Source organism: Paractinoplanes durhamensis, from assembly GCF_016862175.1.
Taxonomy (GTDB): domain Bacteria; phylum Actinomycetota; class Actinomycetes; order Mycobacteriales; family Micromonosporaceae; genus Actinoplanes; species Actinoplanes durhamensis.
On the sequence record NZ_BOML01000059.1, the window covers coordinates 170,107 to 196,253 of the forward strand.

21 protein-coding genes are annotated in these 26,147 nt (G+C 69.5%); 10 read left to right on the forward strand and 11 right to left on the reverse strand.

What is annotated here, in order from left to right:
• Together Adu01nite_RS37420 and Adu01nite_RS37425 are read left to right on the forward strand one after the other, a co-directional pair.
• Complete coding sequence (locus Adu01nite_RS37420) at positions 1-2,088, forward strand: GPP34 family phosphoprotein (protein WP_203734032.1); 2,088 nt, start codon at positions 1-3, stop codon at positions 2,086-2,088.
• A gap of 53 nt (positions 2,089-2,141) precedes the next feature.
• Positions 2,142-2,579, forward strand: a complete 438-nt coding sequence (locus Adu01nite_RS37425) for a hypothetical protein (RefSeq protein WP_203734033.1) — start codon at positions 2,142-2,144, stop codon at positions 2,577-2,579.
• Positions 2,580-2,601: 22 nt separating this feature from the next.
• Here the strand turns inward: Adu01nite_RS37425 and Adu01nite_RS37430 are convergent, their stop codons facing one another.
• Positions 2,602-5,475 (reverse strand): AfsR/SARP family transcriptional regulator, encoded by a 2,874-nt coding sequence (locus Adu01nite_RS37430; RefSeq protein WP_203734034.1) that lies wholly within the window; start codon positions 5,473-5,475, stop codon positions 2,602-2,604.
• Between the two features lie 205 nt (positions 5,476-5,680).
• On the opposite strand from Adu01nite_RS37430, the gene Adu01nite_RS37435 reads away from it, so the two are divergent.
• Positions 5,681-6,904 (forward strand): hypothetical protein, encoded by a 1,224-nt coding sequence (locus Adu01nite_RS37435; protein WP_203734035.1) that lies wholly within the window; start codon positions 5,681-5,683, stop codon positions 6,902-6,904.
• Between the two features lie 89 nt (positions 6,905-6,993).
• On the opposite strand, the gene Adu01nite_RS37440 is transcribed toward Adu01nite_RS37435, so the two are convergent.
• The 4 genes from Adu01nite_RS37440 to Adu01nite_RS37455 form a co-directional block, all read right to left on the reverse strand.
• Positions 6,994-9,444, reverse strand: a complete 2,451-nt coding sequence (locus Adu01nite_RS37440; protein WP_369076829.1) for a tetratricopeptide repeat protein — start codon at positions 9,442-9,444, stop codon at positions 6,994-6,996.
• Positions 9,327-9,704 (reverse strand): hypothetical protein, encoded by a 378-nt coding sequence (locus tag Adu01nite_RS37445; protein ID WP_203734037.1) that lies wholly within the window; start codon positions 9,702-9,704, stop codon positions 9,327-9,329. Before Adu01nite_RS37445 ends, Adu01nite_RS37440 begins: the two co-directional genes overlap by 118 nt.
• A gap of 575 nt (positions 9,705-10,279) precedes the next feature.
• On the reverse strand, positions 10,280-13,012 hold the full coding sequence (locus tag Adu01nite_RS37450; RefSeq protein WP_239132997.1) for a M14 family zinc carboxypeptidase: 2,733 nt from the start codon (positions 13,010-13,012) through the stop codon (positions 10,280-10,282).
• Positions 13,013-13,024: 12 nt separating this feature from the next.
• Complete coding sequence (locus Adu01nite_RS37455; RefSeq protein ID WP_239132998.1) at positions 13,025-13,825, reverse strand: SAM-dependent methyltransferase; 801 nt, start codon at positions 13,823-13,825, stop codon at positions 13,025-13,027.
• A gap of 113 nt (positions 13,826-13,938) precedes the next feature.
• Here Adu01nite_RS37455 and Adu01nite_RS37460 point away from each other — a divergent pair, with 113 nt between their 5' ends.
• Genes Adu01nite_RS37460 through Adu01nite_RS37470 form a run of 3 tightly spaced genes read left to right on the forward strand, consistent with a single transcriptional unit; the run spans position 13,939 to position 18,252 of the window.
• On the forward strand, positions 13,939-14,499 hold the full coding sequence (locus Adu01nite_RS37460; RefSeq protein ID WP_203734038.1) for a TIGR03086 family metal-binding protein: 561 nt from the start codon (positions 13,939-13,941) through the stop codon (positions 14,497-14,499).
• Between the two features lie 25 nt (positions 14,500-14,524).
• A complete protein-coding gene (locus tag Adu01nite_RS37465) occupies positions 14,525-16,564 on the forward strand; it encodes a serine/threonine-protein kinase (protein ID WP_203734039.1) in 2,040 nt (679 codons plus the stop codon).
• A 56-nt stretch (positions 16,565-16,620) separates the two neighbouring features.
• Positions 16,621-18,252, forward strand: a complete 1,632-nt coding sequence (locus Adu01nite_RS37470; RefSeq protein ID WP_203734040.1) for a hypothetical protein — start codon at positions 16,621-16,623, stop codon at positions 18,250-18,252.
• Here Adu01nite_RS37470 and Adu01nite_RS37475 read toward each other — a convergent pair.
• From Adu01nite_RS37475 to Adu01nite_RS37485, 3 genes are read right to left on the reverse strand one after another with little or no spacing between them, the layout of a single operon-like run.
• Entirely contained in the window at positions 18,215-19,720 is a 1,506-nt protein-coding gene (locus tag Adu01nite_RS37475; protein WP_203734041.1) for an AMP-binding protein, read from the reverse strand. The two genes, Adu01nite_RS37470 and Adu01nite_RS37475, sit on opposite strands and share 38 nt — an antisense overlap.
• Positions 19,721-19,723: 3 nt before the next feature.
• A complete protein-coding gene (locus tag Adu01nite_RS37480) occupies positions 19,724-20,851 on the reverse strand; it encodes a DUF5938 domain-containing protein (RefSeq protein ID WP_203734042.1) in 1,128 nt (375 codons plus the stop codon).
• A 2-nt stretch (positions 20,852-20,853) separates the two neighbouring features.
• Positions 20,854-21,663 (reverse strand): SDR family NAD(P)-dependent oxidoreductase, encoded by an 810-nt coding sequence (locus Adu01nite_RS37485; RefSeq protein ID WP_203734043.1) that lies wholly within the window; start codon positions 21,661-21,663, stop codon positions 20,854-20,856.
• 108 nt (positions 21,664-21,771) lie between these two features.
• Here Adu01nite_RS37485 and Adu01nite_RS37490 point away from each other — a divergent pair, with 108 nt between their 5' ends.
• Entirely contained in the window at positions 21,772-22,395 is a 624-nt protein-coding gene (locus Adu01nite_RS37490; RefSeq protein WP_239132999.1) for a TetR/AcrR family transcriptional regulator, read from the forward strand.
• Position 22,396: 1 nt separating this feature from the next.
• Here the strand turns inward: Adu01nite_RS37490 and Adu01nite_RS37495 are convergent, their stop codons facing one another.
• Genes Adu01nite_RS37495 through Adu01nite_RS37505 form a run of 3 tightly spaced genes read right to left on the reverse strand, consistent with a single transcriptional unit; the run spans position 22,397 to position 24,003 of the window.
• Complete coding sequence (locus tag Adu01nite_RS37495) at positions 22,397-22,819, reverse strand: VOC family protein (protein WP_203734045.1); 423 nt, start codon at positions 22,817-22,819, stop codon at positions 22,397-22,399.
• A gap of 28 nt (positions 22,820-22,847) precedes the next feature.
• Positions 22,848-23,282, reverse strand: coding sequence for a helix-turn-helix transcriptional regulator (locus Adu01nite_RS37500; protein ID WP_203734046.1), 435 nt, complete (start codon positions 23,280-23,282; stop codon positions 22,848-22,850).
• A gap of 55 nt (positions 23,283-23,337) precedes the next feature.
• The gene (locus tag Adu01nite_RS37505) at positions 23,338-24,003 is read right to left on the reverse strand and encodes an esterase/lipase family protein (protein ID WP_203734047.1); all 666 of its coding nucleotides are present in this window, start codon (positions 24,001-24,003) and stop codon (positions 23,338-23,340) included.
• A 100-nt stretch (positions 24,004-24,103) separates the two neighbouring features.
• On the opposite strand from Adu01nite_RS37505, the gene Adu01nite_RS37510 reads away from it, so the two are divergent.
• The 3 genes from Adu01nite_RS37510 (at position 24,104) to Adu01nite_RS37520 (ending at position 26,143) form a co-directional block, all read left to right on the forward strand.
• Positions 24,104-24,430 carry a hypothetical protein gene (locus Adu01nite_RS37510; protein WP_203734048.1) on the forward strand — a complete coding sequence of 109 codons (327 nt, stop codon included), beginning with the start codon at positions 24,104-24,106 and terminating at the stop codon, positions 24,428-24,430.
• A gap of 46 nt (positions 24,431-24,476) precedes the next feature.
• The gene (locus tag Adu01nite_RS37515) at positions 24,477-24,884 is read left to right on the forward strand and encodes a hypothetical protein (RefSeq protein WP_203734049.1); all 408 of its coding nucleotides are present in this window, start codon (positions 24,477-24,479) and stop codon (positions 24,882-24,884) included.
• Between the two features lie 419 nt (positions 24,885-25,303).
• On the forward strand, positions 25,304-26,143 hold the full coding sequence (locus tag Adu01nite_RS37520; protein WP_203734050.1) for an NAD-dependent epimerase/dehydratase family protein: 840 nt from the start codon (positions 25,304-25,306) through the stop codon (positions 26,141-26,143).
• Positions 26,144-26,147 lie beyond the last annotated feature (4 nt).

Genomic DNA, 26,147 nt, shown 5'->3' on the forward strand with positions numbered 1-26,147 from the left:
ATGCAGCGTTATCGAGCTCTCCTGGCCGGCAACTGGCAGTACGGTGCCGACAGCCTCAACCTCCCGGACCTCAAGGGCCCGCTCAACGACATCTCCCGGATGGCGGCCGCGCTCAGCGACCAGGAGATCGGCATGTTCGCCTGGCGCGACATCCGCACCCTGCCGGAGCGGGCCTCGCACGAGATCCTCTACGCGGCGGAGTCGTTCTTCCAGGGCGCCTCCTACGACGAGGTGCTGTTCTTCTACTACAGCGGGCATTGCCTGGCCGACGAGGACGGCGCGCTCCTGCTGTGCGGCAACAACAGCACCCTCGCCCGCAAGCGCAGCACCACGGTGCCGCTCGACGCGGTGATCCGGCTGGTCGACGACTGTGCGGCGTCGGCCGTGGTGATCGCGGTGGACGGCAAGTACACCGGCGCCGAGGCCGCCGAGCAGTTCGTGAGCCAGGCCCGCGGCAAACGCCGGCTCGTGCTGCTCGGCATGTCCGGCGGCGAACGGATCCAGGACGAGCCGCAGGAGATGGGGCTCAGCCTGTTCACCAGCTACCTGGTCCGCGGGATGCGGGGCGACGCCGCGCAGCCGGGCGCGGCCCGGGTGACCTTCGCCGACCTCTGCCACTACGTGCAGCTGCGGTTGCAGGACCCGGCCGACTCGGTGGCCTTCTCGTACGACGAGGACCAGGCCCGGATGCAGCTGGCCCGCGCGCTGACCGCGCCGCGCGCCGACTCGGAGAGCGACGACCGGCTCGAACTCGGCGGGCCGGCGTCGACCCTCACCGTCTCCGAGGCGCTGCTCGAGCTGGGCGAGGTGGAACCGGACGAGGTGCTGCCGGTCGAGGTCATCTACGTCTCGGCGCGGACGCTGGCCGGCTACCCGGCGCAGTGGCGGGCGCGGACCTCGGCGAAGTGGGTCGGGCTCGGGCGGTTCCCCGACCGGCTGGAGATCACCCTGCGGCCGGCGGCCGACGAGACCCGTGCCAACATCGAGATCCGCAACGAGGAGACCGGAGCCACCCGTACGGTCCGGATCTCCGCCCGGCTGCGCCAGCAGCGGATGCCACCGGCCGCGTACGGGCCGGTCCGCGCGGTCGTCCCGATGACCGCCGACCTGCCGAGCCCGTGGCACGACCTCGGCTTCGAGCAGCAGCAGCGGCTCATCGACGGGCTGCTGGCGCTCTCCGGCATGCGCGACGGCGACCTGCGCAGCTTCTACGTCCAGGAGCTGGAGGCGAAGATCGGCCGGCCGCTGCACCTGGAACGGCACGCCGAGGCCCGGCACGACGTCTGGTCGATCGTCCGGGCCTGCCTGGACCGGCCCGGGACGCTGGGGCTGCTGGCCCGGATGCTGACCGTGTTCCACGGCGACACCGGCGCCACCCGGGAGCTGATCCGGCTGGTGGACAGCTTCGACGTCGGGTCGGAGCAGCCGGAGCCCGGCCCGCCCGCCGCGTCGGCCGGTTTCCGGCTGGCCGACGAGTACTTCTTGCTCTCGCACGGCCCCGACGGCCAGCCGGTGGTGAACCGGGCGATCATCGGGGCCGGCCTGGCCGGTGCGGTCGTCGGCGAGCTGATGCTGCTCGGCCGGCTGGAAGCCGCGAACGGTGCGGTCCGGCGGGTGCCGGGCAGCGAGTTCGGCGAGCCGGCCTACCGCGCGGTGGGGTCCGCCCTGGACAATTCGGCGCGCCCCGGTGACCTGCTCGATCTGATCAACCGGCTCCGCCGGGACATCCCGCCGTGGATCAGCCAGCGGCTCGTCGACCAGCGGGTGCTCCGGCCCGAGACGAACCGGGGGCTGTTCGGCCGCCGTTCGGTCCGCTACCCGGTCGTCGACCCGGCCCGGGCCAGCGAGCCGATGACCCGGATGATGCGCATGATCATCGACCCGGACGCCGGCCCGGACCGGCAGAGCGCGATGCTGGCCGCCCTGATGACCGTGACCGGCCTGCACAGCGTGCTGGTCGAGGACGGCAACCGGGCGCGCGTCGAGGAGCGCCTCGGCCAGGTCGCCCTGGACGGCGACTTCGGCGAGGTGGCGTCGGCGGTGGACCGATCGATCGCGCTGATCACCTACGGCCCGACCCGGCGCTGAAACCGGCCCGGCAACAGTAAGCAACCGAACCACACCTTCACATCACTCTCCGAATGGGCGCGACTACGCCGCTGCTCGCGGCCAGTGGCACCACCCCGACCGTCTACCCGGTCGCCGCGGACGCCTCGATCACCCTGGACGGCAAGAAGGTCACCCTGGCCGCGCTGCCGGTCCGCGCCCACATCGCGGTGCTCGGCACGGTCACCGGCGGCACCTGCACCGCCAAGTCGCTGACCGCACTGTCCCGCTGGCAGCTCAACCTGGCCGGCACGGTCGCGGCCGTCGACGCGGCCAAGGCGACGGTCACGGTCAACACCGGCTCGCCGGCGGCCGCGGTCAAGCTGAACGTCAACCCGAACGCGACCGTCCAGGTCAACGGGGCCAAGGTCGCCCTGTCCGCCCTGCCGATCGGCGCCACCGTCAACCTGACCGGCACCGACTCCACCACCGGCGCCTCGGTCCTGGGCATCAGCGCCAAGGTGAAAAGCTGACCACGCTCATGCTGAGTCGGTATCAGCCCGCCCGGGATTCCGGGGAAGCGATCTGAACGGTCCGTTCCAGGACCAGCAGCCGCTTGTGCAGCGGAGGTACATGGGCGCCGGAGAGATCGTCGAGGATCCGGCGCGCCATCCGTGCCTGGTCCATTGCCGCCTTCGGATCACCGGCCGCGGCAAGCGCGTCACCCATCGCGGTCAGCGCGGCGACCTGCCGGAACGAGTCGGAGACCAGTTCGCCGAGGAGGATGGCGCGCTGTCCGCTGTGTACGGCCTCCGCGTGCATCTCCAGGTTGCGTTGAACGTCGGCGAGAGTGATCAGCGTGTCGCACTCCGCCTCCTGATCGTGGGCGTGCGCGTGGATGACCCGCGCGGTCTCGCAGTGCCATAACGCCAGCCGGAGCTGACCCGAGGCCAGGTAGAGGGCGCCGAGACCACTGTGGCTCTGACCGGTTCCCCGTTTGGCGCCGATCCGTTCCCGGATCGCGAGCGCCTGGTGGTAGTTCTCGGCGGCTCGCTGGTACTGCCCGAGCTGCAGGTTCGCCGCGCCGAGCCAGTTCAGAACCGCCGACTCGCCGACCGAGAGACCCATCTTCCGGCAAGCCTGGAGTGCCCGTTCGTAGATCTCGATCGCCCGCGGTACCTCACCGAGGCTGACGTAGGTCGACGCAAGATTGTGTGAACAGAGCGTCTCGGCCTCGAAGTTCCCGGTCGCGGCGGCGAGATGGCGGGCTTCGATGAAGGCCGCGACGGCCCGGTCGTAGTCGTGTACGGCGAAGTAGGTCGCACCGAGATTGTTCAGGATTCCGATCTGGCCGACTTCGTGCTCGTCCCGGCGGGCCGCAACCAAGGCCTGTCGGTTGAGCTCGAGGATGTCGCCCCGGCAGCCGTAGCGTTCCAGGATCTCGTGGACGACGCCCGGGATCTGCCAGCCGTGCCGATCGAATCCGTGGTTCTGTGCCCATCGGCTGACCGCGCACAGATTGTCCTGCTCGGCCGCACACCAGTTCATCGCCTCGGTGTCGGTTCCGAAAGACATCGGCTGGACGTCCGGGGCAGACGGAAGATCGGTCATCGGCGGCCATTCAGGGGCGGTGACCGCGACGGCTCCGGCGGCCGACAACAGATACCAGTCCAGCATTCGCCGCTGCTCCTGCCGGACCACGGCGGGGTCGTCGCCGGCGGACCGCTCGACCGCGTACTGGTGCAGGAGACCGTGGAAGCGATAGCGACGAGTGGAGTCGTGGTTGATCATGTGTGCTTTGGCCAGGACGTTCAGCAGCGCCTCGGCGTGCGCCACGGGCAGGCCGGCGATCGCGGCCGCGGCATCCGGGCCGAAGTTCGTTCCGGGATGGTGCGAAATCTGGCGGAAGAGGCGGGCCGCGTCCGCGCCCAACGCACGGTACGACCAGTCGAACACGGTAGTGAGAGCCGCAGCCTGATCGTCTTCGCCGGCGGTCTCGAGAAGGCGGTGTCGCAGTTCTCCGGCAAGTTCGGCGATGCCGGATCGAGGTCGCTCCGCCACTCGCTCGCCGATGATCCGGAGAGCCAGTGGCAGGCCGCCGGACAGCTCGGCCAAAGCGGTCAGGCCGTCCAGATCCGAGGCGTCCTTGGATCCCACGATGCGCGCCAGCAACGACGTCGACTCGTCCTCGGAAAGTGGCGCGACCGTGACGGTACGAACCCCGTCGCGGATGGTCAGTCCACTCAGCCGGGTGCGGCTGGTGATCACCGTCAAGCAGTTCATGGATCGAGGAATCAACGGGCGCACCTGGGCGGAATCCAGAACGTTGTCGATGAGGAGGAAGATTCGCCGGTCGCCGATCAGGTCCTCGAAGCGATCCCGGCGCTGCTCCAGCGAGACCGGAATCTGGTCCGGTGGCACGCCGAGTATGCGCAGGAACCTCTCGAGCGCGTCCTGTGGGTCGACGGGCGAGGCAAGACCGTACGCGCCCGCGTCGAGATAGAGCTGGCCGTCGGGGAACATCTGACGGCGACGATGCGCCCAGTGGGTGGCGAGAGTGGTCTTTCCCACGCCGGGCATGCCGGTGATGACGACGACGTTGCCGCGCATTTCACCGAGTTCATCGAGCAGGGCTTGACGACCGGTGAAGTCCGCGATGTCCGGGCGCATGTGGCGGGGAATCCGATCGGCGGTCGACCAGGAGGCCGAGCGGGTCGGCACGATGTCGACGTCAGGCTCGGTGCGCATCTCCTTGCGGAACCTTCGCCGAAACGCGATCACGAAGCGTTTGGCTTCATCGTGGCGGCCGACCGTGGACAACGCCCTGATCCAGCAGCGGGCCAGCCCTTCATCCAGGTCGTATATCTGTATCAGACGGTCCAGCTGATCCAGCACGGCGTGCGGTCGGCCGCACGCCAGCTGACTTTCCGCGAGCAGTTTGTGAGCGTCGAGCAGAACATCGCCCAGCGATCGGCGTAGTTGGTCCGCCCGTGCCCCGCCGAGTTCCGGCAGCGGGTCCCCGCGCCAGAGCGGGAGCGCCCGCAGGAGAATCTCCGCGGAGGATTCCGGCCGCCCTTGCGCGGTGGCTTCCCGGGCCTCGGTCAACTGCCGCCGGAACCGATGAAGGTCAATCGTGCCGGGATCGACGTCCAGCCGATAGGCGCCGATTCCTGACACGCGGACCAAAGCCTTGTCGAGTCCAGCCTGAGCGAGCGCGGCCCGCAGGCGGCTGGCGAGTGAATACAGCGTCGGCCGATGATCCACGTTGCCCGGGCGACCCCAGAGAAGCTCGATCATCGTGCTCACCCGGACCGGTTCGCCAGCGTGATAGAGCAATACGGCGATCATGCCGCGCTGTTTCGCCGGCCCGAGCGGGATGACCCGTCCGTCGTGGATCAATTCTGTCGTGCCTAGTATGCCGAATTCCACGTGCGCCCCCATCAACACGTAATAAGGCCGCTACTCAGTGTGTTCTACCTGGGCAACCAGGCGACCGTCCGCGACGCATCGCGCGATATCTGACATGCCATCGCCAGTTCACGTGCATTCGCCCGGCAAGGTCTCTGCAATGTCCCTGGCAATGCTCCCAGCCCATGGTGGACGCATTCGAAATGATGATCTGGGGGTGGGTGGGATGGCTGATCCGGATTGGGTCCGTGCGCCGATTGGCATCGACTCGGAGCGATGGGTGTCCAGGCCTGGATGCCGCACGTTATTGATCGTGGTCCACACGATGGCGAGTTGCCATCGACTCCTGGACATTGTCGATCTAGTTGAGTCGGACATGCGGGTACAAGTGGTTTTCACGGTGGCGCCGGACGTCTTCAACGCCGATGTGAACGCCCATCTGCAACGGCTGGGGGCACTCGTGGTGCCCTGGCAGCAGGCGATCCGGGAGTCGTTCGATCTGGCGATCGCGGCATCTCATGGCGGGCTTCACGAACTGCACGCGCCGGTGATGCTGATGGCCCACGGCGCGGGACGTGCCCGGCTGTTGCTCTCCTCCGCACAAGGCACGCTGCCCGGCGCAGAACCGACGGTCTATGGGCTCGATGCGCCCCGGCTCGTCCGGGACGGCCGCGTGGTGGCATCTGCGCTCGTGCTGTCGCACGAGAATGAACTTCTGGTCCTGGCCCGGCAGTGCCCCGATGCGCTCCGCGTCGCTGTCGTCGCCGGCGACCCTTGTTTCGACCGGCTCATGGGCAGTCTTTCCCAGCGTGGGTACTACCGCCGGGCATTGGGCCTGAGCGACCGTCAGCGGCTGGTCGTCGTGACTTCGACGTGGGGCACGGACGGACTGTTCGGTGGAGTTCCGGAGCTGCTTCCAGCGCTGATGGACCAGCTGCCGCCGGATCGATTCAGGGTGGCGTTGCTGCTGCATCCGGCGATCTCGGGGGCCCACGGGCACCGGCAGGTCGCTGCATGGACCCGCGCATGTCGAGATGCGGGGATGATGTTGGCCGACCCGGCGGACGACTGGCGGGCCTACGTCGCGGCCGCCGATCACCTGATCGGCGATCGGGGGTCGGTCACTGCCTACGGTGCCGCCGTCGGGCTGCCCGTCCTGCGGGTTTCGGCGAGCGACGGCGGCCGGACAGCCGCCGGCTCCCCGCAGTCTCTGGTCTTGAAAAGCGTGGACCGCCTGGACATCACGAAGCCCCTGCGGGCTCAACTGATGGCTGCGCGCCCGGTCGATCACCGGCAGGTGACGACCGCGATCACCTCCCGTCCGCACCGATCCGGCCGCCTGCTCCGGGGAGCGATGTTCCGGCTGCTCGGGCTCGTCAACCGGAGCGGTAGCCGGAATTTCACCCCGGTCGGGGTGCCCATCCCGCGCCCGGTCGGAGTGCCGTCGTGACCCCGCCCGGCGATCCGGTCATCGTCGTGGTCGGGAGGCCGTCCAGCTCGGAGGCGCTCGCCGATGTCCTCGTCGCGCCGAGCGGCACGTCAGGAATCGCCGATCTGTTCAGCCGGTTTCCCGGCGCATCTCTGGTGCTGGTCATGGGCGCTGGTGACGTGATCGGCATCGGTTTCCGGAACGGGCTCAGGCTCACCGTCCGGCCGACCGGGAGCAGCGGGGTCGACGTCCTGGGGCTGGCTGATCACCTGTACGCCTGGTGGTGCGGGAACCTGGCGGCGGAGGGCAGCCGCACGTGGTGACCCGTGTGTTTCCAGGAGTTCCGCGGCCCGCTGCAGGCAGAGCCGGCTCCGGGTGGCGTCCCCGCGACGTGCGGCGATTCGGGCCGCCAGTTCCAGAGCGTCCGCCTCGCCGATGGCGGCACCGAGGCGTTTCATGCCTTCGATCGCCTCGGTCACCGCCAGGTCGGCGGCGGCCAGGTCGCCGCCATCGAAGTAGGCGCGGGCGAGCCCGAGTTTCACCCGGACCGGGTTGTACGGGTCGTCAGCGACCGACTGATCGAGCAGCCGGCCGGCCTCGCGGAGGAGTTCGACAGCCTCCGCGAGGTTTCCCCGCCCGGACAGCAGGTCCGCGAGACTGATCAGGGTGAGCCCGATGTCCCGGCTGTTCCCGAGCCGCCGCCGCGTGGCGAGCACGTCCGCGAGGAGTTCCGCGGCGGCGTCGGCCCGGCCCGAGTCGCGGTAGGCGAGGGCCAGCATCTCCTGGGCCTCGACGCTCCCTTCGGCGTCGCCGGACTCGGCGTACGTCGTCACCGCCTTCCGGAGCAACTGCTCGGCCCGATCGTGCTCGCCGAGCGTGGTGCAGGTACGCCCGAGTCGCTTGAGCATGCGTCCCTCGGCTCGCGGATCACCCCACATCCGGGCCGCCGCGAGGCCGCGGACGTCGATGTCCTTCCGGTCGGTGCTCTTGCGGTACAGCTGCACGGGCCACAGCACGTCCGACAGATGCCAGGCCAGCTCGGCCCACCTGTGGTCGAGGGCGACCTGGCCGGCGGCGCTCAGGTTGGAACGCTGCCGGTCCAGCCATGCGAGAGCCTCGTCGCGGTCGCTGAACGCCGGGAGCTCGCTCGGTGAGGTCCGATAGGAATAGACGAGGCGTCGCCGGTACGGCGTGACCACCACGTCAGCCGCGCTCGCCGCCCCGAGGTACCACTCCGACATGGCGAGCATCGCCTCCTCGCGGACCGCCTCGGTGTCCTCCGCCACCACCTTTTGGCGGGCGTGGAGGTGGATGAGGTCGTGGAGGCGGAAGTGCTCTTCGGCGACCTCCTGGAGCAGGCTGGACTCGAGTAGGACGCCGATCAGCCGGTCGGCCTCTCCGGCGGGGGAACCCGCCTGGATTCCCGGGAGGAGCGCTGCGGCCGGCCCGAGGCCGAACTCCCGGCCGGGGTGCAGCGAGAGCCTCCGGTAGAGAGCCGCGGCGGAGGCGTCGAGTGCTTGATAGGACAACTCGAACGATCCACTCACCGACGACTCCCGGTCCGGTGTCTCGAGCCGGGCCAGCCGCTGGGTCTCGGCGGCCAGCGTCGCGACGACCCGGGCCAGACTCAACCGCGGACGTGTCGAAAGCCGGGCTGCGGCCAGGCACAGCGCGATCGGCAGTCCGGCGCACAGTTCGGCGAGCCGTTCGGCCTGCTCCCGTTCGCCGTCGATCCGTTTCTCGCCGAGGAAGTTCGCCAACAACGTCAGCGACTCCGCGGTGGTCAGAGGCGTGATCTCCAGGAGAACCGCACCCTCCGCGATGAGGCCGGAAAGGCGAACGCGACTCGTAATCACGGTCATGCTCGACGACGAGGATGGCACCAGAACGCGTACCTGGGCGGCGGAGAAAGCGTCATCCAGGACTACGAGCAGCGAACGGCCCGCGGTCTGTGACCGGTACAGCGCGGTGAGTTCCGCCAGCGTCGGTGGCAGGGCGCCGGCCGGGACACCCAGTGCCCGCAGGAACGACCGCAACGCCTCAGCCGGTTCCACCGGCGGGACCAGGCCGAAGCCGCCGAGGTTCAGGTAGAGCTGGCCCGCCGGGAACGCGTCCTCGGCCAGGCGGGCCCACTGCCGAGCCAGCGCGGTTTTGCCGACACCGCCGGGACCGCTCAGCACGACGACGGTCGAACCGGCGTCCATTGCGGACCGGAGGGATCGGACTTCCGCACCTCGTCCGGCGAAGTGCGGGGGCGGGGCGGCGGCTTGGTGCGGGGTTGCGGCCGCCGGCGGTACGCCGTGGAAGTGCACACCGCCGTGGATGTCGAGGGCCTGAACGCTGGGGCCGGCGACGATTCCCGAGATCGTATTACCCGGCGATCCTCTGTTGTTGTCCGCGGCGGAACGATGACTCAACGTACCTCCCACAGTGGGCAGGGTGGTCAGAACTTGATGCCCCCGCGAATGGTTCGCGCCTGCACCACCTGTTCCGCCTGGCCACTGAAGTTGTTGACCACCGCCGAGCCCTCGGCTGATCCGCTTGCGGTGGCGCCGTGCCACGCCGCAAGCGCCTGCCGGGCGAAGCCTGGATCCTCGACCATGACCCGGGTCAGGTAACGCGCGAATGCCTCGATGCGCTCGGCGTCGCCCGGATTTTCGAGCGCGGCGGTGAGGCTGTCGGCCTCTGGTGTGCCGTGCCCGAATCGAGCGCGAATGATCTCGCAGAGCGACTTGAACGCGCTCCTGCTGCCGGCGACCAGGAGTTCCGATCCCTGTGCGGACAAAGCCGACGCGATAGCCGGCACAACTTCCTCGAACATGCGCGGTACCCCCGGTTGTCAAGGAGTACATCAGCCTAATGACGACCGAGCGGCTCCAGGACCCCCTCATTCATCGGGCAAGCTATATGTCAAAACGCGCGAATCGCCGGATGCACCGACCGGGGAGGTGCGCTGCGGTCACTCGAAGAGGGTCGGCGAAACGTCCACATCGGACTCAGCGATGCGGCTCCATCTGGGGGCAAAGGCGTACGAAACTCAGGTTGATGACCCATTCGTTACCTTAAGTGCTTTACAGGAGTATTGCGGCGGGCGGCGCAGGGGTGGATCATCTGTCCGCGCATTGATCATTTACGGACATGAACTCCTGAGGAGCCTCAGTTGTTACTTACCCATGCGATCTCGCTCGTGTCGGATCCGGCGACGCTGGCTCAGGTGATCGCCGCGATCGAGTGCTGGATGAAGTGGTTGTGACGCCAGTTCCCTCCATCGCGAGGTAGGGGTACGTCGGTGTGGTTGATCTCCAGGTCAACCACACCGATTTTTTGTGTCGAGGCATGTTCGCACGACTAGCAGTCAGGCGTCAACTAGTCATCAAGTCCCGGTCCGTCGAAGCCCTAACCCACCACGGATCGGAGCGGGATTCCCGCCGAACGCAGGTCGCTGACCAGGTTTCGCAGGAACGGGTGCTCGTCGAACGGCAGGCCGTCCGGGTTCGGGATGGTCAGGTAGGCCGAGTCGCCGACCACCGCGACCGTCGCGTTGCCGGTGTAGCGGGCGACCAGGTCCCGGGTCCGGGTCAGGTCGCCGGTGGCCACCTGCAGGCGGCTCGGGCGCCACTCGCCGCCGAGGTTGGCCGGGGCCGGCTCGGCCGCGGCGGCCACCCGGGCCGGGTCGAGGCTCGGGGCGCGCAGCGCCGGCTGCGGGGTCGTGGCCGGGTAGAGCAGGGCGTTGGCCACCAACTGCAAACCGCTCTCGTTGTAGGCCCGGAACAGCGGGTTGAACGCGAACAGCACCGCCCGCCCGGCACCCGTGGGTTCGTCCACCACCACCGACGTTCCCTTCAGGACGTCCTCGTGCACGGTGTAGCCGTTGTGCCAGAACGTGTCGTCGGCCGGGTAGCGCAGCACGTTCACGCCGGTGGTGCTCGGGGTGAGGATGGCGTCGCCGTTGTTGAACTCGAAGTCTTCGGCCGGGCGGCCCAGCGCGACCGGGCTGCGGCCGTCCACATCGACCCGCAGGTGCGAGCCGATCACCAGGTAGTCGTCCGGCTTCGCCTTCTCGGTGGTCGAGGTCAGGCCGGCCGCCCGGGCCAGCCGGGTGCCCTCGTTGCGCAGCCCCACGTAGGTGTGGCCCTGCGCGATCCAACTCCGCAGGTTGGCCTGGCCGGTCGCGGTGAGACCGCCGGTTGCGCTGCTGCCGTCCGGGACGAGCAGGACCGTACGGCCGGTGAACGCGGCCGTGTTGTCGTTGATGTCGGCCGTGGTCACCGGCGTGAGGTTCAGGCCCCACTTCTGGCCCAGCACGTAGCGGGCCTCGCCGTACGAGCCGGACGTGGTGCTGATGCCGGTGCCGCGGAACAGGCCGACGTCGGGCCGGGCGATCGCCGTGCCGGCGGCGGGCCGGGAGCGCGGGCTCAGGGTGACGCCGAGCGATCGCGCGAGCCGGTCGACGGCCGGCGTGACGGAAGCCGCGGACACCAAGATCAAATCCTTGGTGCGTACGGGTGTGACGCCCTGCCCGAGGAGCTGGAAGGTCAGCTGCGCCGCCGAGGCCGAGTCCGCGGCGTACGCGTAGGAGCCGTTGCGTGGCGCCGAGCCCGCCCGGCCGCCCTCGATCTTCTTCACCAGCTCGGCCCGGGGCCGCACCGCGTCGCCGGTGTAGATGGTGTCGATGCCCATCAGCAGCGGGTTGCTCCACGACGACACGTCATAGAAGTACGGGAACGGAGCGTACGGGTCCTCGCCGAGCGTCGCCTGGATCCAGTGCTTCTGCGGCTGGTCCATCGGGATCCAGTAGGCGCCGGCCGGCACGGTCACGTTCGACGCGGTGCGGCCGCCGAAGACCCGGGCGTTGCGCACCTTCGCCGGCTTGGTCACCTCGTACACCTCGACGTCCATCCGGCGCAGCCGCTCGACCAGCCGGCGCACGTCGCCGAGCTGGCGCCCCGGCATCAGGAAGTACGACTTGACCTTGATGTCGGGCACCGGGAACTGGACGGTGTTCTCCGGCTGCACCACCTCGTTGGGTTCGAGGGTGCCGGCCCGGCCCTCGGCGAGCGCGTCCGCCCAGATCTTGTAGTAGCCGCTCAGCACCTCACGCTTGTTGGCGGCCGCCCATCCGAGGGTCGCCCACTGGGTGTTGAACTGCTGCTGCACCCGATCCTGGACGGCCGAGGCGCTGCCCTTCTCGTACGTCATGCCGGCCGCCCCGAACCCGGTGGCCGGAACCGTGTCGCCGTAGCCCATGTAGAACAGGTCGTAGGTGTCGTAGTTGAAGTAGCACTCGGTGGTGACCGTGTCGGTGCAGGCGCCGTGGTAGCCGAACCCGGCCTTGTTGGCCGCGCCGATCCGGTTGATCCAGTCGACCGGCGCGTCGGCGATCTCGTGGTGGATCGGGTCGGCGTTCGGCGGGAAGAAGTATTGCTGCCCGCCCATCTCGTGGGCGTCGATGAAGACCTGCGGCGGCAGTTCGCGGAGAAGTTCGAGCTTGCTGTCGGTCTCCGGCTGGGTGCGCGCGAACCAGTCCCGGTTGAGGTCGAAGCCGAACTCGTTCTGCCGCCGGCTCGCGTCCCGGCCGTCCGGGTTCTGGGTCGGCACGATCACCGTGATCAGGTTGTCGTTGCGCTGCCGCACCGCGCACGACAGCCCGGCGGCCAGCTCGTAGAGCGTCTTGAGAGCGGCGTCGGCACCGCTCTTCTCGCCACCGTGCACATTGCCGGCGATCCAGACGATCGCCGGGGACTTCGCGGCGATCCGGCGCGCCCGGCTCGCCCGGGTCACCCGGGGATCGCGCAGGCTGCGGATGTCGTCGACCGCGCCGGGGCGGCCGGACACGATCGCGTACGGCAATGACTGGCCGAGCACGCTGGTCCCCATCGTGCCGGTGACCACCCGGTCCGACGCCCTGTCGACCGCGCCCAGGTAGTCGCGGATCTCGCCGTTGGTGACGACCCGCTGCTGACCGAGGCCGAGCGGGAAACCGAGGACCGTCTCCGGGGAGGGCACCGTGCTCAGGTGGGCGGCCGGATCGTCGCTGCAGGCGGCACTCGCCGGGGTCGCGGCCAGCTGCGGGATCAGGGCGGCCGTCAGCACCATCGCCATGGCGCCGGCCAGTCGGGTAATGCGCAACGCGACCTCGATTCAGGGCTTTCGGGCAACTCCGCAGAACTGGTAGACGTCGGTGCCGGCGGTCGGGTCGCCGGGCTCAGGGTGCCATTTGGTGCAGGTCACCACGCCCGGTTCGAGCAGGTTCAGCCCTTCGAACCAGCGCAGCATGCCGGCCTTGTAGCGCAACGTGATCGGCGGCGTGGCGGTCTCGTTCCACTGTGCTGCCGCGGCCGCCGACTCCTCGGGCTTGATCTCCAGGGTCGGGTGCGCGATGGCCAGGTAGCTGCCGGACGGGACCGCGTCGACCAGGCGCCGCACCACACCGAGGGCCTCGTCGTCGTCGCCGATGAAGTTGAGGACGCCGAGCAGCATGACCGCGATCGGCCGGTCGAAGTCGAGGGTCCGCCGGGCGACGTCGAGGATCGTCGTGGTGTCCCGGGCGTCGGCGTCGATGTAGTCGGTGGCGCCCTCGGGGGAGCTGGTCAGCAGCGCGCGGGCGTGGGCCAGGACGAGCGGGTCGTTGTCGCAGTAGACGATCCGGCTCTCCGGCGCGATCGCCTGGGCGACCTCGTGGGTGTTGTCGGCGGTGGGCAGCCCGGTGCCGACGTCGAGGAACTGGCGGATGCCGGCCTCGCCGACCAGGTGCCGGACGGCCCGCTGGAGGAAGGCCCGGTCGGCCCGGGCCGACGTGACGATGTCCGGCAGGAACTGCTGGACCTGGTCGCCGACCGCCCGGTCGGCGGCGAAGTTGTCCTTGCCGCCCAGCCAGTAGTTCCAGATCCGCGCGGTGTGCGGCACGCCGGGGTTCAGGGCGCCGTTCGATTCATCGGGCACCGCAGCATCATAGATCCACGCTGCTCGATCGTGGGGGGAATGCTGTCCCGGGCATCCGCGCAACCGTAGGGTGGTGCGGGGGAGGCCGACCACCGTCGAAAGGACGATCAGCGATGGCACTGTCCGACCGACCGGCCGAGCGGCACCGTCAGGTAGCCGGCCTGTTCACCGAGCGGGTGCGGGGCACCCGTGACTGGGATGCGCCGGCGCCGGTGGCCGGCTGGGCCGCGCGCGACGTCGTACGACATCTGACCGAATGGTTTCCGGGTTTTCTTGCCGCCGGTGCCGGGATCGAGCTGACCCGGGGCCCGGCGGTGGACGAGGATCCGGTCGCCGCGTGGCAGGTGCACAGCGACGCGGTGCAGGCGGTGCTGGACGATCCGGCGACGGCCGACCGCAAGCTCACCAACGAGCACATCGGCAGCCTGCCGCTGGACGCCGCGATCGACCAGTTCTACACGTCCGACGTGTTCATGCACACCTGGGACCTGTCCCGGGCGACCGGCCAGGACGAACGGCTCGACCCGGACTTCTGCGGGCGGCTGCTGGCCGGCATGGAACCGATCGACGAGCTGCTGCGCTCATCGGGCCAGTACGGCCCGCGGGTCGAGGTGCCGGCCGGCGCGGACGTGCAAACCAGGATGCTCGGGTTCATCGGCCGCGATCCGTCCTGATCGATCCCCGGGTAGGGTGCCACGCGTGACGCGTGCACTCTGGCCGAACGACCCACGCCGGCTCGGTGACTACGAACTGCTCAGCCGGCTCGGCGAGGGCGGCATGGGTGCCGTCTACCTGGGCCGGGCGCCCGGCGGCCGGCTCGTCGCGGTCAAGGTGATCCGCCCCGAGCTGGCCTGGGACACCGAGTTCCGCGGCCGGTTCCGCAGCGAGGTCAGCCGGGCCCGTGAGGTGCCCGGCTTCTGCACCGCCGCGGTGCTCGACGCCGACCCCGACCACGCCACCCCGTACCTGGTCGTCGAGTACGTCGACGGGCCGAGCCTGCGCGAGGTGATCAAGGAGCAGGGCCCGCTGTCCGGCGGCACCCTGCACGGCGTCGCGGTCGGGGTGGCGACCGCGCTCGCCGCCATCCACGGCGCCGGGGTGATCCACCGCGACCTCAAGCCGGAGAACGTGCTGTTCGCGCTGGGCACCCCCAAGGTGATCGACTTCGGGATCGCCCGGGCGCTGGAGGCGACGAGCCGGCACACCCGCACCGACCAGATGGTCGGCACCGTGTCCTACATGGCGCCGGAACGGTTCGACAGCGAGTCCGACCGGGAGGCCGGCCCGCCCGCCGACGTCTTCGCCTGGGGCGTGGTGGTGGCCTACGCGGCGACCGGCCGCACCCCGTTCCGCGGCGACTCGCCGGGCGCCACCGCGGCCCGCATCCTGACCCAGCCGCCCGACCTGGCCGGGCTCGACGGGCCGCTGCGCGACCTGGTCGGCCGGGCCCTGGCCAAGGACCCGGCGCAGCGCCCGACCGCGCCCGAACTGCTTGACCGGCTGCTGGCCACCGAGTCCGGCAAGGCGCTCGACCAGCAGCCGGAGCTGCGCCAGGCGGCGGAGGCGGCCGCGCACATCGAGCCGGTGCACACCGATGCCGTTCCGCGGCGCCGGGTCGGCCGCACCGTGGCCGCGGCCGGCGCGGCGGTCGTGCTGGCGACCTTCGCCGCCTTCGTCGCGCTCGACGACCCATCCCCGGCGCCGAGTTTCGTGGCCGCCGCACCCAGCTCGGTCGCGGCCGTGCCGGCCGCGAAAGCCAAGTCCCGGGTCCAGGGGCCGTCGCTGATCGACGGGCTGGACCGCCCCGGGCAGTGGAAGGCGACCCCGAAGTCGGACGACGCCGCCGGCTGGTGCACCTTCGAGGCCAAGCGCCTGCTGGTGACGACCAGTTCGTCCAGCGTGTACACCTGCACCGGCCCGGCCGACACGTTCGCCGGCGACCAGACGATCACCGTCGACGCGACCGTGGTCACCGCGGAGGCCTGCGCGGCGATCTGGTTCCGGGTCGTCGACCGCGGCGGCTACCAGGCGTCCTTCTGCCCGGCGGAGATCCGGCTCGGGCTGGACAACGACGGCGAGATGATCGGCGAGCAGAAGGTCGCCTCGACGCTGTTCCGGCCCGGGCAGACCCATCGGGCCGCGATCGCCGTGCGCGACGAGACGGCGCACGTGACGGTCGACGGGGTGGAGGTGCTGAGCGTGCCGCTCACCGACCCGCTGCTGGCCGGCGGCAAGGTGGAGCTGGGCGCGATCAACGACGCGAACAGCGGGGACTCGATGGCCGCGTTCGCCGACGTCGAGCTGCGGTCGCCGACGGTGGATCCGCAGGTCACGTTCCCCGACCTGACCGGCACCGGGCCGGCCACGTCGGTGGTCAAGCTCTACGCCTACGACCCGGCCGCGCACGTCGCGGTGGCCGAGCCGGTGCTGTACCTGGACGGCACGGACTACTGCACGCGCTTCAAGATCAAGCAGGGCGACGGCCGGTGCGAGCAGGAGACGATCATCGTCGAGAGCCACCTGAAGGTCACCGTCCCGACGGCGAACCGGCCCGCCCTGACCACCTGGGACGATCCGACCGGGGAGGGTGACTGCATCGGCACGATGCGAAGCGGCGGGCTCTGCCCGATCAAGCAGGCCGCCTTCACCGCGTGGCTCAAGGGGGACCCGCAGGGTCTGGCCGCGATCACCACCAGCGGAGGGACCGCCACCAAGCTGGCCCAGATGTACCGGCCATGACAGTCGTTCCCCATCGATCACATTGATGGGGAACAATGTCTGGCGGGGATGACAAAATGATCAAGGAACTTGTCACGGTTCTTGTCCTCGTCGGCGCGCCGGCCTTGGTGAAGGCCGACGACTACACCTTTCAGCTGCTCGGCAAGGCCGCGCCGGACGAATGCTTCGCCGGCATCGGCAATCCCTATCCGTCCCGGCCGCCGTGCGCGCAGGGCCAGGCCAAGGTCAACCAGTCGTACGTGTGGGGCCTGACCCGGGCCGGCGAGCAGGTGTGGTTCGGCACCGGCGCCAACGTGCACTGCCTGACCAGCGGCGGCTCGCTCGGCGAGGACGATCCGGTGGTCAACGACGACTACGTCTGCGAGTACGGCGAGAGCCAGGTGGTCGCGAACCACCCGACCGTGCCCGGCGAACTCGGCGACGTCCGGCCGCCGCAGGTCTGGCTCTACGACACCGGCACCAAGGTGCTGACCGACGAGACCGCGGCGATCACCGGCGCGTCCACCGAGGACAACGCGCGGCTGCGCAACACGCTGGGCCTGCGGTCGGCGGGCAACCTCGACGGCGTGGTGCTGCTGGCCGGCCCGTCGCTCAGCAACACCCTCAACGTGTTCGCGTTCGACACCGCCACCCGCCGCTTCCTCGGTTCGCGGACGCTCCTGCTCTACAGCAACGCGCGGACCTTCCTGGTCGCCGAGAACTCCCTCTACCTGGGCGTCGGCACCGGGCAGGGCGGCGGTCGCGGGGGAGCGGTGCTGCGCTGGGCCGGCAACCGGGCCACGCCGTTCACCTTCGACAAGGTCGGTGACCTGCCCGCCCAGGCCGCCGACCTCGCCTACCTCGACGGCCGGATCTACGCGACCACCTGGAGCGCGGCCAACGCCACCACCATCGGCCGGCTCGCCGGGGTGTGGCGGAGCCCGGCGCTGCCGATCCGGGCCGGGCAGATCCGGCAGTGGACGCAGGTCTTCGACGCGAGCCGCTACGAGACCGACCCGCTCATCCGGACGACGTACGGCTTAGGCGGGGTTGCGGCTTTTGGTGGTTATCTCTATTGGGGCACCATGCATGTGCCGTTGCAGGCCTCCCTCGCCCACCAGGCTAAATACCCCCAGCCGACCGACGAGGCGGTGCGTCTGCAGGCCCGCAACACGCAGCGCGGCCTGAGCATCTGGCGCGGGAAAGACCTCGGAACCCCCAACCAGAAGATCGAGTTGCTGTACGGCGAGAGCACGCTCCCCGCCTACGCGCCGGAGACCGCGACCTGGTCGTCGGTGCCGACCGGATGGACGCCGCTGTACGGCCGCTCCGGCTTCGGCAACAGCCTCAACAACTACACGTGGCGGATGACGGTGGCCGGCGACCGGCTGTTCGTGGCCACCATGGACTGGAGCTACCTGGTGCACGACCTGCTGCCGCAGGCGCCACCCACCGATCCCGCGCTGTGGGGCGCCGACCTGTGGGTGTTCCCGTCGGCGGCCGAGGCGGCCCAGCCGATCAACACGACTGGCCTGGGCAATTACCTCAACTACGGCATCCGCAACATGGTCGCCGACGGCGACGACCTCTACCTGGGCATGGCCAACCCGATGAACCTGCGCACCGACCCCACCGACGACGTCCCCGAGGGCGGCTGGGAGTTGATCGAACTCAGCCGGGGGCGAGACGCGTACGCAGATCGGCTTTGAGGATTTTGCCGACCTTCGACCTCGGCAGGTCGTCCCAGATCTCGATCTGCTTCGGGGTTTTCACGCTGCCGAGACGCTCCTTCACGAACGCGGCGATCTCCGCCTTGTCCACCGCGGCGCCCTCGCGGAGCTGGATGACGGCGGTCACCCGTTCGCCCCACTTGTCGTCGGGCAGGCCGATCACCGCGCAGTCCTGGACCGCCGGGTGCTGCATGAGGGCCTGCTCGACCTCGGTCGAGTACACGTTGAAACCTCCGGTGATCACCATGTCCTTGGCGCGGTCCACGATGAACAGATAGTTGTCGTCGTCGAGATAGCCGATGTCGCCGGTGTGATGCCAGCCGTGCGCCGAGGCGGCCGCGGTGGCCGCCGGATCCTGGTGGTAGCCGCGCATCACCAGCGAGCCGCGGGCCACGATCTCGCCGGTGGCGCCGCGCGGCAGCAACTCGCCGTCCGGGCCCATGATCGCCACCGTGACCAGCGGCGACGGGCGGCCGGCCGAGGACAGCCGGGCCGTCGCGACGCTGCCGTCCGGCAGGTAGTGGTCGGCCGGCGCCATGGTGGAGATCATCATCGGCGCCTCGGTCTGGCCGAACAGCTGCGCCATCGGGCCGATCCGGCGCAGCGCCTCCTCGAGCCGGGCCGCCGACATCGGGGCCGCGCCGTACCAGAAGCACCGCAACGCCGACCGGTCGGCGCCGTCCAGATCGGGATGGGCCAGCACCATGTAGATCAGCGTCGGCGGCAGGAACGTGTGGGTCACCCGGTGCCGTTCGAGGAGCGTGATGAACTCGGCCACGTCCGGCTTGCGCATGATGACGATCTCGCCGCCCCGGGCCAGGACCGGGAAGCACAGCACCCCGGCGGCGTGGGTGAGCGGGGCCAGCGCGAGATAGACCGGCCGGTCCGGCCAGGGGTAGCTCATCAGCGTGATCGCGGTCATCGCCTCGAGGTTGGCCCCGGTCAGCTCGACGCCCTTGGGCCGGCCGGTGGTGCCGCCGGTCCCGACGATCATGGCGAGGTCGTCCTTGGCGTCCAGGTCGACGGGGCCGGCGGCGCCCAGGAACTCGTCGAACTCCGTCTCCAGGCACACCAGCGTCGTCAGCGCCGGGAGCCCGTCGCGGATCTTTGCGACCAGCGGCGCGAACGCCTCCTGGTAGATCAGCGCCGTACACCCGAACAGGTGCAGGAGCTCCCGGTTCTCGTACGCCTCGTTGCGGGGGTTGATCGGACACCACACCGCGCCGGCCCGGCTGATGCCGAACACACAGGTGAAGGCGGTCGGGTCGTTCCCGGAGAGCACCGCCACCCGCTCTCCGGGAACGACCCCCCGAGCAGCCAGCGCCGCGGCTACGCGCACGCTGAGCTGCCGCACCTCCTCGTACGTCCGGGTCTCACCGTTGGTGGTGAGACACGGCGCGTCCGGGTCGAGGGAGGCACCCTTGTCCAGATAGTCGACGAGCCGCATGACTCAGCTCTCGACCGTGACCGTCGGCTCGCGGACCAGGCCGAAGCTGGTCAGCACGCCGAGCAGCTCGCGGTGCCCGAAGGCCTGGCAGGCCGAGGCGAAACCCACGCGCCGCGGCGGGCGCTGCAGCAGGTGATAGGCGGCGTACGCCTGCATCAGCCCGGTCTGCTTGTAGTTCGAGTTGCCGTAGATGACGCAGTGCGCCCGGCCGAGCGGCCCGGACGCGTGCACCGAGTCGACCGACTTGTTCAGGCGCGGGTTCTCCCGGGGCGGCATCTGGTTCATCACCTGCGAGGCGGTGGCGGTGAGCGCCGCGTACCGGTCCTCGGGATTCATGTCCTTCGTCGCCTCCAGGGCGCCCGCGACGATCTGCGGAACCCCGTGCATCAGGGCGTTGTTGAAGACGCCGCCGAGCACCTTGACGTTGGCGACGCGCGGGTCGCTGCGGTACCAGACCGGGTGCGAGGTGCCGCCCCACGGCAGTGCCAGGGCGAGTTCGTGCTGACCGGGCAGCACCAGCTGGTAGAGGCCGGCCGACGGGTCCCACGGCTCGTACCGGTTCTGCTCCAGCCGGAAGGCGCCCGAGGTGGCCGCGTTGACCAGGATGGTCAGCGTGGACGCGATGGTCGGGCTGCCGCCCCAGAACACCGCGATGTCCAGCGTGTCCAGGCCCGGCTTCTCCAGGCACAGCTCGGCCGCGATCTCGCCGGTGGTGTACATCTGCGCGATGCCGGGCGCGAGCAGCAGGCCGGCGGCGGCGAAGTCGGAGCCGTACTTCTCGTCGCAGGTGATCATCCAGTCCTGCTCGCCGGTGGTGTCCAGGTAGTGCGTGCCGGCGGCCAGGCACGCCTCGACGACCTCCGGCCCGTACACGCTGAACGGCCCGACCGTGTTGCACACCACCGAGGCACCGCGGAACAGCTCGGTGAGTTCCTTGGTGTCGTGCGTGACCTCGACGATCTCGTAGTCGGCGGTCTCGATGCCGGCCACGTTCTGCCGCATCGAGGCGTCGAGCTTGCCTTCATCGCGGCCGGCGGCGACGAACGGCACGTTGTACTCGCGCAGGTACTCGCAGATCAGCCGGCCGGTGTAGCCGGAGGCGCCGTAGACGACGACGGGCTTGGCAGCCATGGTCACATCCCCATTCCGCCGTCGACCGGCAGGCCGGCGCCGTTGATGAAGCGGGCCGCGTCGGAGGCCAGGAACACCACGGCGTCGGCCATGTCGCCGACCTCACCCAGCCGCCCCGAGGGAGTCAGCTCGATGACGGCGCCGACCGCCTCCTCCGGCGAGCCGAACAACCCGAGCCGGGCCACGTCGTTGGCCAGCCCCGCACCCATGGCCGTGGGGACAAGGCCGGGATAGATGCAATTGACGCGTACGCCGTACCCGAGCTTGCCGGACTCCATCGCGGCCACCCGGGTGAGCCGGTCCACGCCGGACTTGGTCGCCGAGTAGACCGAGATGCCGGGGAACGCGATGGTCGCGGCGACCGAGGCGACGTTGATGACCACCCCGCCGCTCCGCCCGCTTTGCTGGCTCGCCGCGCCGCCCGGCCGCATCGCCCGGAAGGCGTGCTTGATGCCGAGGGCGGTGCCGAGCAGGTTGACCTCGAGCTGCTTGCGGACCGCGGCGGGGTCGAGGTCGACGATCAGGCTGGTGATCTCGATGCCCGCGTTGTTGACCACGATGTCGAGCCCGCCCATGATGCCGTTCGCCTGGTCGACGGCGGCCGCCCAGTTGGCGTCGTCGGTCACGTCGAGGTGCACGAAGCCGCTCTTGTTGCCGAGCGACTCGGCGACCTTGGGACCGAGGTCGTCCTGCAGGTCGGCGACGACGACGGAGGCGCCGGCATCGGCGAGCGCGCGGGCCATGCCTTCACCGAGGCCCTGTGCGCCGCCGGTGACGAGGGCGCGGCGGCCGGTGAGATCGATCTGTGCCATGAGGGCTCCCGAGGGGGTGGTCGAGGACGAGAGACCTACATCACATGCCTGAGCTTGACACTTGTCAAGAGATGTTTGGACAGTCGTCAAGCTCGTACGATGGTCGCTGTGACCCCGACGAATACCTCGCGCCGCGCGGCGCCGCGGCCGGTCGACAAGTTCGACCGCCGCCGAGACGAGCTGGCCGAGTCCGCGCTGACCACGCTCGGCGAGTTGGGGTATGCCCGGGCCAGCCTGCGCGAGATCGCCGGCAACTCCCCGTTCAGCCACGGCGTCGTCCACTACTACTTCGACGACAAGCTCGAGCTGGTCATCTACAGCATTCGCTACTACAAGGCGAGATGCGTGACCCGCTACGACGCGGTGGTCCGCGACTCCACGTCACCGGCGGAGCTGGTCGAGGCGTTCGCGGCCAAGCTGGCGCAGACCATCCGCGACGAGGCCCCGATGCACCGCCTCTGGTACGACCTGCGCATCCAGAGCATGTTCGAGGAGCCGCTGCGCGAGGCGATCACCGAGATCGACGGCACGCTGCAGGCCATGATCTGGCGGGTGGTCGACCGCTACGCGACCCTGTCCGGCCGCCCACCATCGGTGAACGCCTCAGCGGCATACGGCATGCTCGACGGCTTGTTCCAGCAGGCCCTGCTGGCCTACGCCACGCTGGGCGACGAGGTGCTGGACGGCCTGGCCACCCAGGTCCGAGCCGTCCTGCCCCTGCTCGTCCGCTGACTCACGCCCGGGCGGTTCTGCCCTGCTGGAGGATGCGGATCGGGTTGCCGGACGGGTCGCGCAGGCCCATGTCGGTGCCGTAGAAGTGCTCGGTCGGCTCCTGGGTGAAGTCGGTGAAACCGCTCGCCTTCAGCGTCTCGTACAGGGCCCGGACGTCGTCGGCGATGAGGGTGAGGCCGGTCAGGGCGCCCTTCGCGATCAGCTCGCGCAGCTGCTCGGCGGTCGCGTCGTCGTGCAGCGGCGCGCCCGGCTGCTCCAGCGAGATCTCGGTGCTGCCGTGGCCCGGGACGCGGACGGTCAGCCAGCGGTAGGACCCCTGCTGGACGTCGTTGCCCTTCTCCAGGCCGAGCTTGCCGACGTAGAACTCCAGCGCCTCGTCCTTGTCGAGGACGTAGATGGATGCGACGTTCAGCTTCGTGATCATCGTGCGTTCTCCTGTCATCGGATCGAAGTCAGGTTAGGGAGATCGCCGGGCCGATGGCTTCTCCGAAACTGCTGGATCGCGGCCGGGTGTTCGCCATCTGGACGCAGCCGGGCACGCCGGCCGGCCGGTGATCGCGGCGGTAGCCCGACGGCGTCTCCCCGACGATCTCCCGGAACGTACGGCTGAACGTGCCGAGACTGTTGAAGCCGACGTCGGTGCAGACGTCGGTGACGCTGCGGCCGGTCTCCCGCAGCAGGAACATCGAGCGTTCGATCCGGCGCCGCTGCAGATAGCGGTGCGGCGTCTCGCCGAAGGTGGCGCGGAAACAGCGGCTGAAGTGGGCCGGCGAGAGGTGCGCGACCGCCGCGATGGCCCGGACGTCGAGCGGCCCGGCGAAGCCCAGGTCGATCGCGTCGCGGGCGCGCAGCAGGCGGCGGTTGAGTTCCTCGGTCTCCCGGCTCACGGCGCAACGATAACGGCCGCGCGCCCTGCCGGGCACGCGGCCGTACCTGCGGAAACTAGCTGGCCAGGAAGGATCTGATCTGGGTCAGGGTGACCGTGTCGGTCAGGTAGCCGATGTGCGTCTGGCACGCCACGTAGTTGTTGGTGGCTCCGCTGAGAACGGTGCTGGTGTACGGAATGATGATGCCGTCACACGGCGAGTACCAGGTGCCGTACTTGGTGCTGCCCGGCGTCTCGTCACCGGCGCTCAGCGTGTTGATGAACGACGAGCCCGGATACATCTGCTGGCACGTGGTGTAGATCAGGCAGGCACTCGCGTAGGTGGTGCCGTGGTTGGCCCCGGCGATCGAGGCGAGGTGCCGGACGTACTGGGCGCCGCCGAGCTGCTTGAGATACCAGAGACTGACCAGCCCACCCATCGAGTGGTTGACGATGTCGACCTGGGCCGCGCCGGTGCGAGCCCGGACCTGGCTGACGTAGGTGGCCAGCCCCTGCGCGTTGGTGATGTTGTTGCCGTAGGAGTTGTACTCGTACGCGAAGAGCTCGCTGTTGGAGTAGCCGCCGGCGCGGAACACCGAGATGGCGGTGGTCCAGTTGGAGGCACTGCCGGTGTAACCGTGCACGAAGACCACCGGCGTGCCGGGAGCGGCGGCCGCAGGCAGAGCCGGACTGAGCGCAAGCGCGGCCAGCACGGCAGTGAGGAGGACGACGAGACGACGCATGAAACCCTCCATGGGGTGTTCGGGGTCTCTGCAGCCTCAGTGCAAAAACCACCCCACGCATCGGCAAAATCGCCAGCCATCTATCTTTGGGAAGCCCGCAGTGATCTACGACGTGTACGGATACGGCGAGCCCGTCCTCGGCGACCAACCCGGCCGACTGGCCGAGGCTCTCGGCGTAGGGTGGGTCGAACACGACAGCGACTACCGCGGCCGCTACCTCGCGGCGCGCCCGCAGGCCGGCGCCGGCAAGCTCCGTCTCCAGTCCAACGATCTTCGTGACGGCGACTACGAGTACTTCCAGGAGCCCGACTTCCCGGACTGTCGCTACCTGCTGTTCGTCGATGGATTCGACCGCCCGGATGAGGTACGGACCAAACTGGCTCCACTGACTCAGTGGCGGTTCCTCTGCCGCAGCGTCGTGGAGTAGCGGTCAGCGACGCCTTCGTGCCGAGGCTGATGGCCATGATGGATGCATGTGGATGCGGTTGTGGGTGCGGGCCGGGCTGGCGGTGGGGCTTCTGGTGCTCGTCGGGGTGGGCGCGTTCTGGGTCGGTCGCGTGACCGGGGGTCGGCCTGCGGCTGTCGATCGTGGGTATGCGGCGGGGCATGCCGATGGGGTGCTTGAAGGGCGGGCCGAACAGGCCACGGTGAATCTGCCGGCCGGCGACAAGGCGGTCTTCGACTCCGGCTATCTGGCCGGGGAAGCTGACGTCTTTGCCGGGTACGACGGTGGCTGGGACCGTGGCAGTCCGTACGTCATCGTGCTTGTTCCGGGTGGGCCGGGGGTTACCTATCGCATCGCGTCGCGCGATCGGCTTGAGCCCGGGGTGGGCTACTTCCTCTGCGCGGACGGGCACAGCCTCTGCCAGGCGCCGCGCTGACTCACGCGGACAGGGCGGAATCCAACGTTGGTGGCAACACCACGATGTCGCCGGTCGGGTCCAGGAATGCCACTGCCGTAGCGCTGGCGTTCGGTAGTCAGGGCGACGAGGAGCTGGGTGCGAGGCTTCGTCGAGAATCGGGACGCCGGCCGACTGCTGCAGGTAGACGCCGAGCATGTCGGATTCGCTGGCGGCGACCGCGATACCGAGGGCGGTGGTGACCACGGACGGTCCACGCCTCGCCGTCCTTGGCAGCCACCCGGGCCAGGGTCGAGACGAGGAAGAACGCCATGTTGAGCAGGAACAGCCAGTGGATTCGGCCACCCAGGCTCCGCGGCGGGCCGAACTCATGCCGGAACGCCTTCACCTACTCATGTTTGTCTGATCCTCGGCGGGGCCGAGCGTCGTAGGCTGGCGGCATGCGGATCGCGGTGACCGGTGGGACGGGCAAGCTGGGCCGGGCGGTTGTCGCCGGGCTGAGGGAGCGCGGCGACGAAGTGTTCAACCTGGATGCGGCGGCCGAGCGGCCGGACATTCGGATCGATCTGACCGATTACGGGCAGACCGTGGAGGCGCTCACCGGGATCGACGACCGGTACGACCGGATCGACGCCGTCGTGCATCTCGCGGCGATCCCGGCGCCGGGCATCACCGGTAACGCGGCCACCTTCCACAACAACATCACCGCCACCTACAACGTGTTCGCCGCGGCCCGCGCGGCCGGCATCACCAACGTGGTGTGGGCGTCCAGCGAGACGCTGCTGGGCATCCCGTTCGACACCCCGCCGCCGTACATTCCGCTCGACGAGGACTACCCGGCCCGCCCCGAGTCGCGGTATGCGCTGGCCAAGCACCTCGAGGAGACGATGGCGGCGCAGTTCTGCCGCTGGAACCCGGCGCTGAAGATGATCGGCCTGCGCTTCTCCAACGTGATGGACCCGGCGGACTACGCCGAGTTCCCGTCCTTCGACGCCGACCCCCGCGCCCGCAAGTGGAACCTGTGGGGCTACATCGACGCCCGCGACGGCGCCCAGGCGGTCCGCCGCGCGCTCGACCACGACGGGACGGGCGTCGAGATCTTCATCATCGCCAACGCCGACACCGTGATGAGCCGCTCGTCGGCGAGCCTGGCCGCGGAGGTCTACCCGGACGTCAAAATCACCAAGGAGCTCGGCGAGCACGAGACGTTGCTGTCGATCGAAAAGGCAAAGCGACTTCTTGGGTACGCTCCCCAGCACTCCTGGCGCAACCACGTGTGAGGCG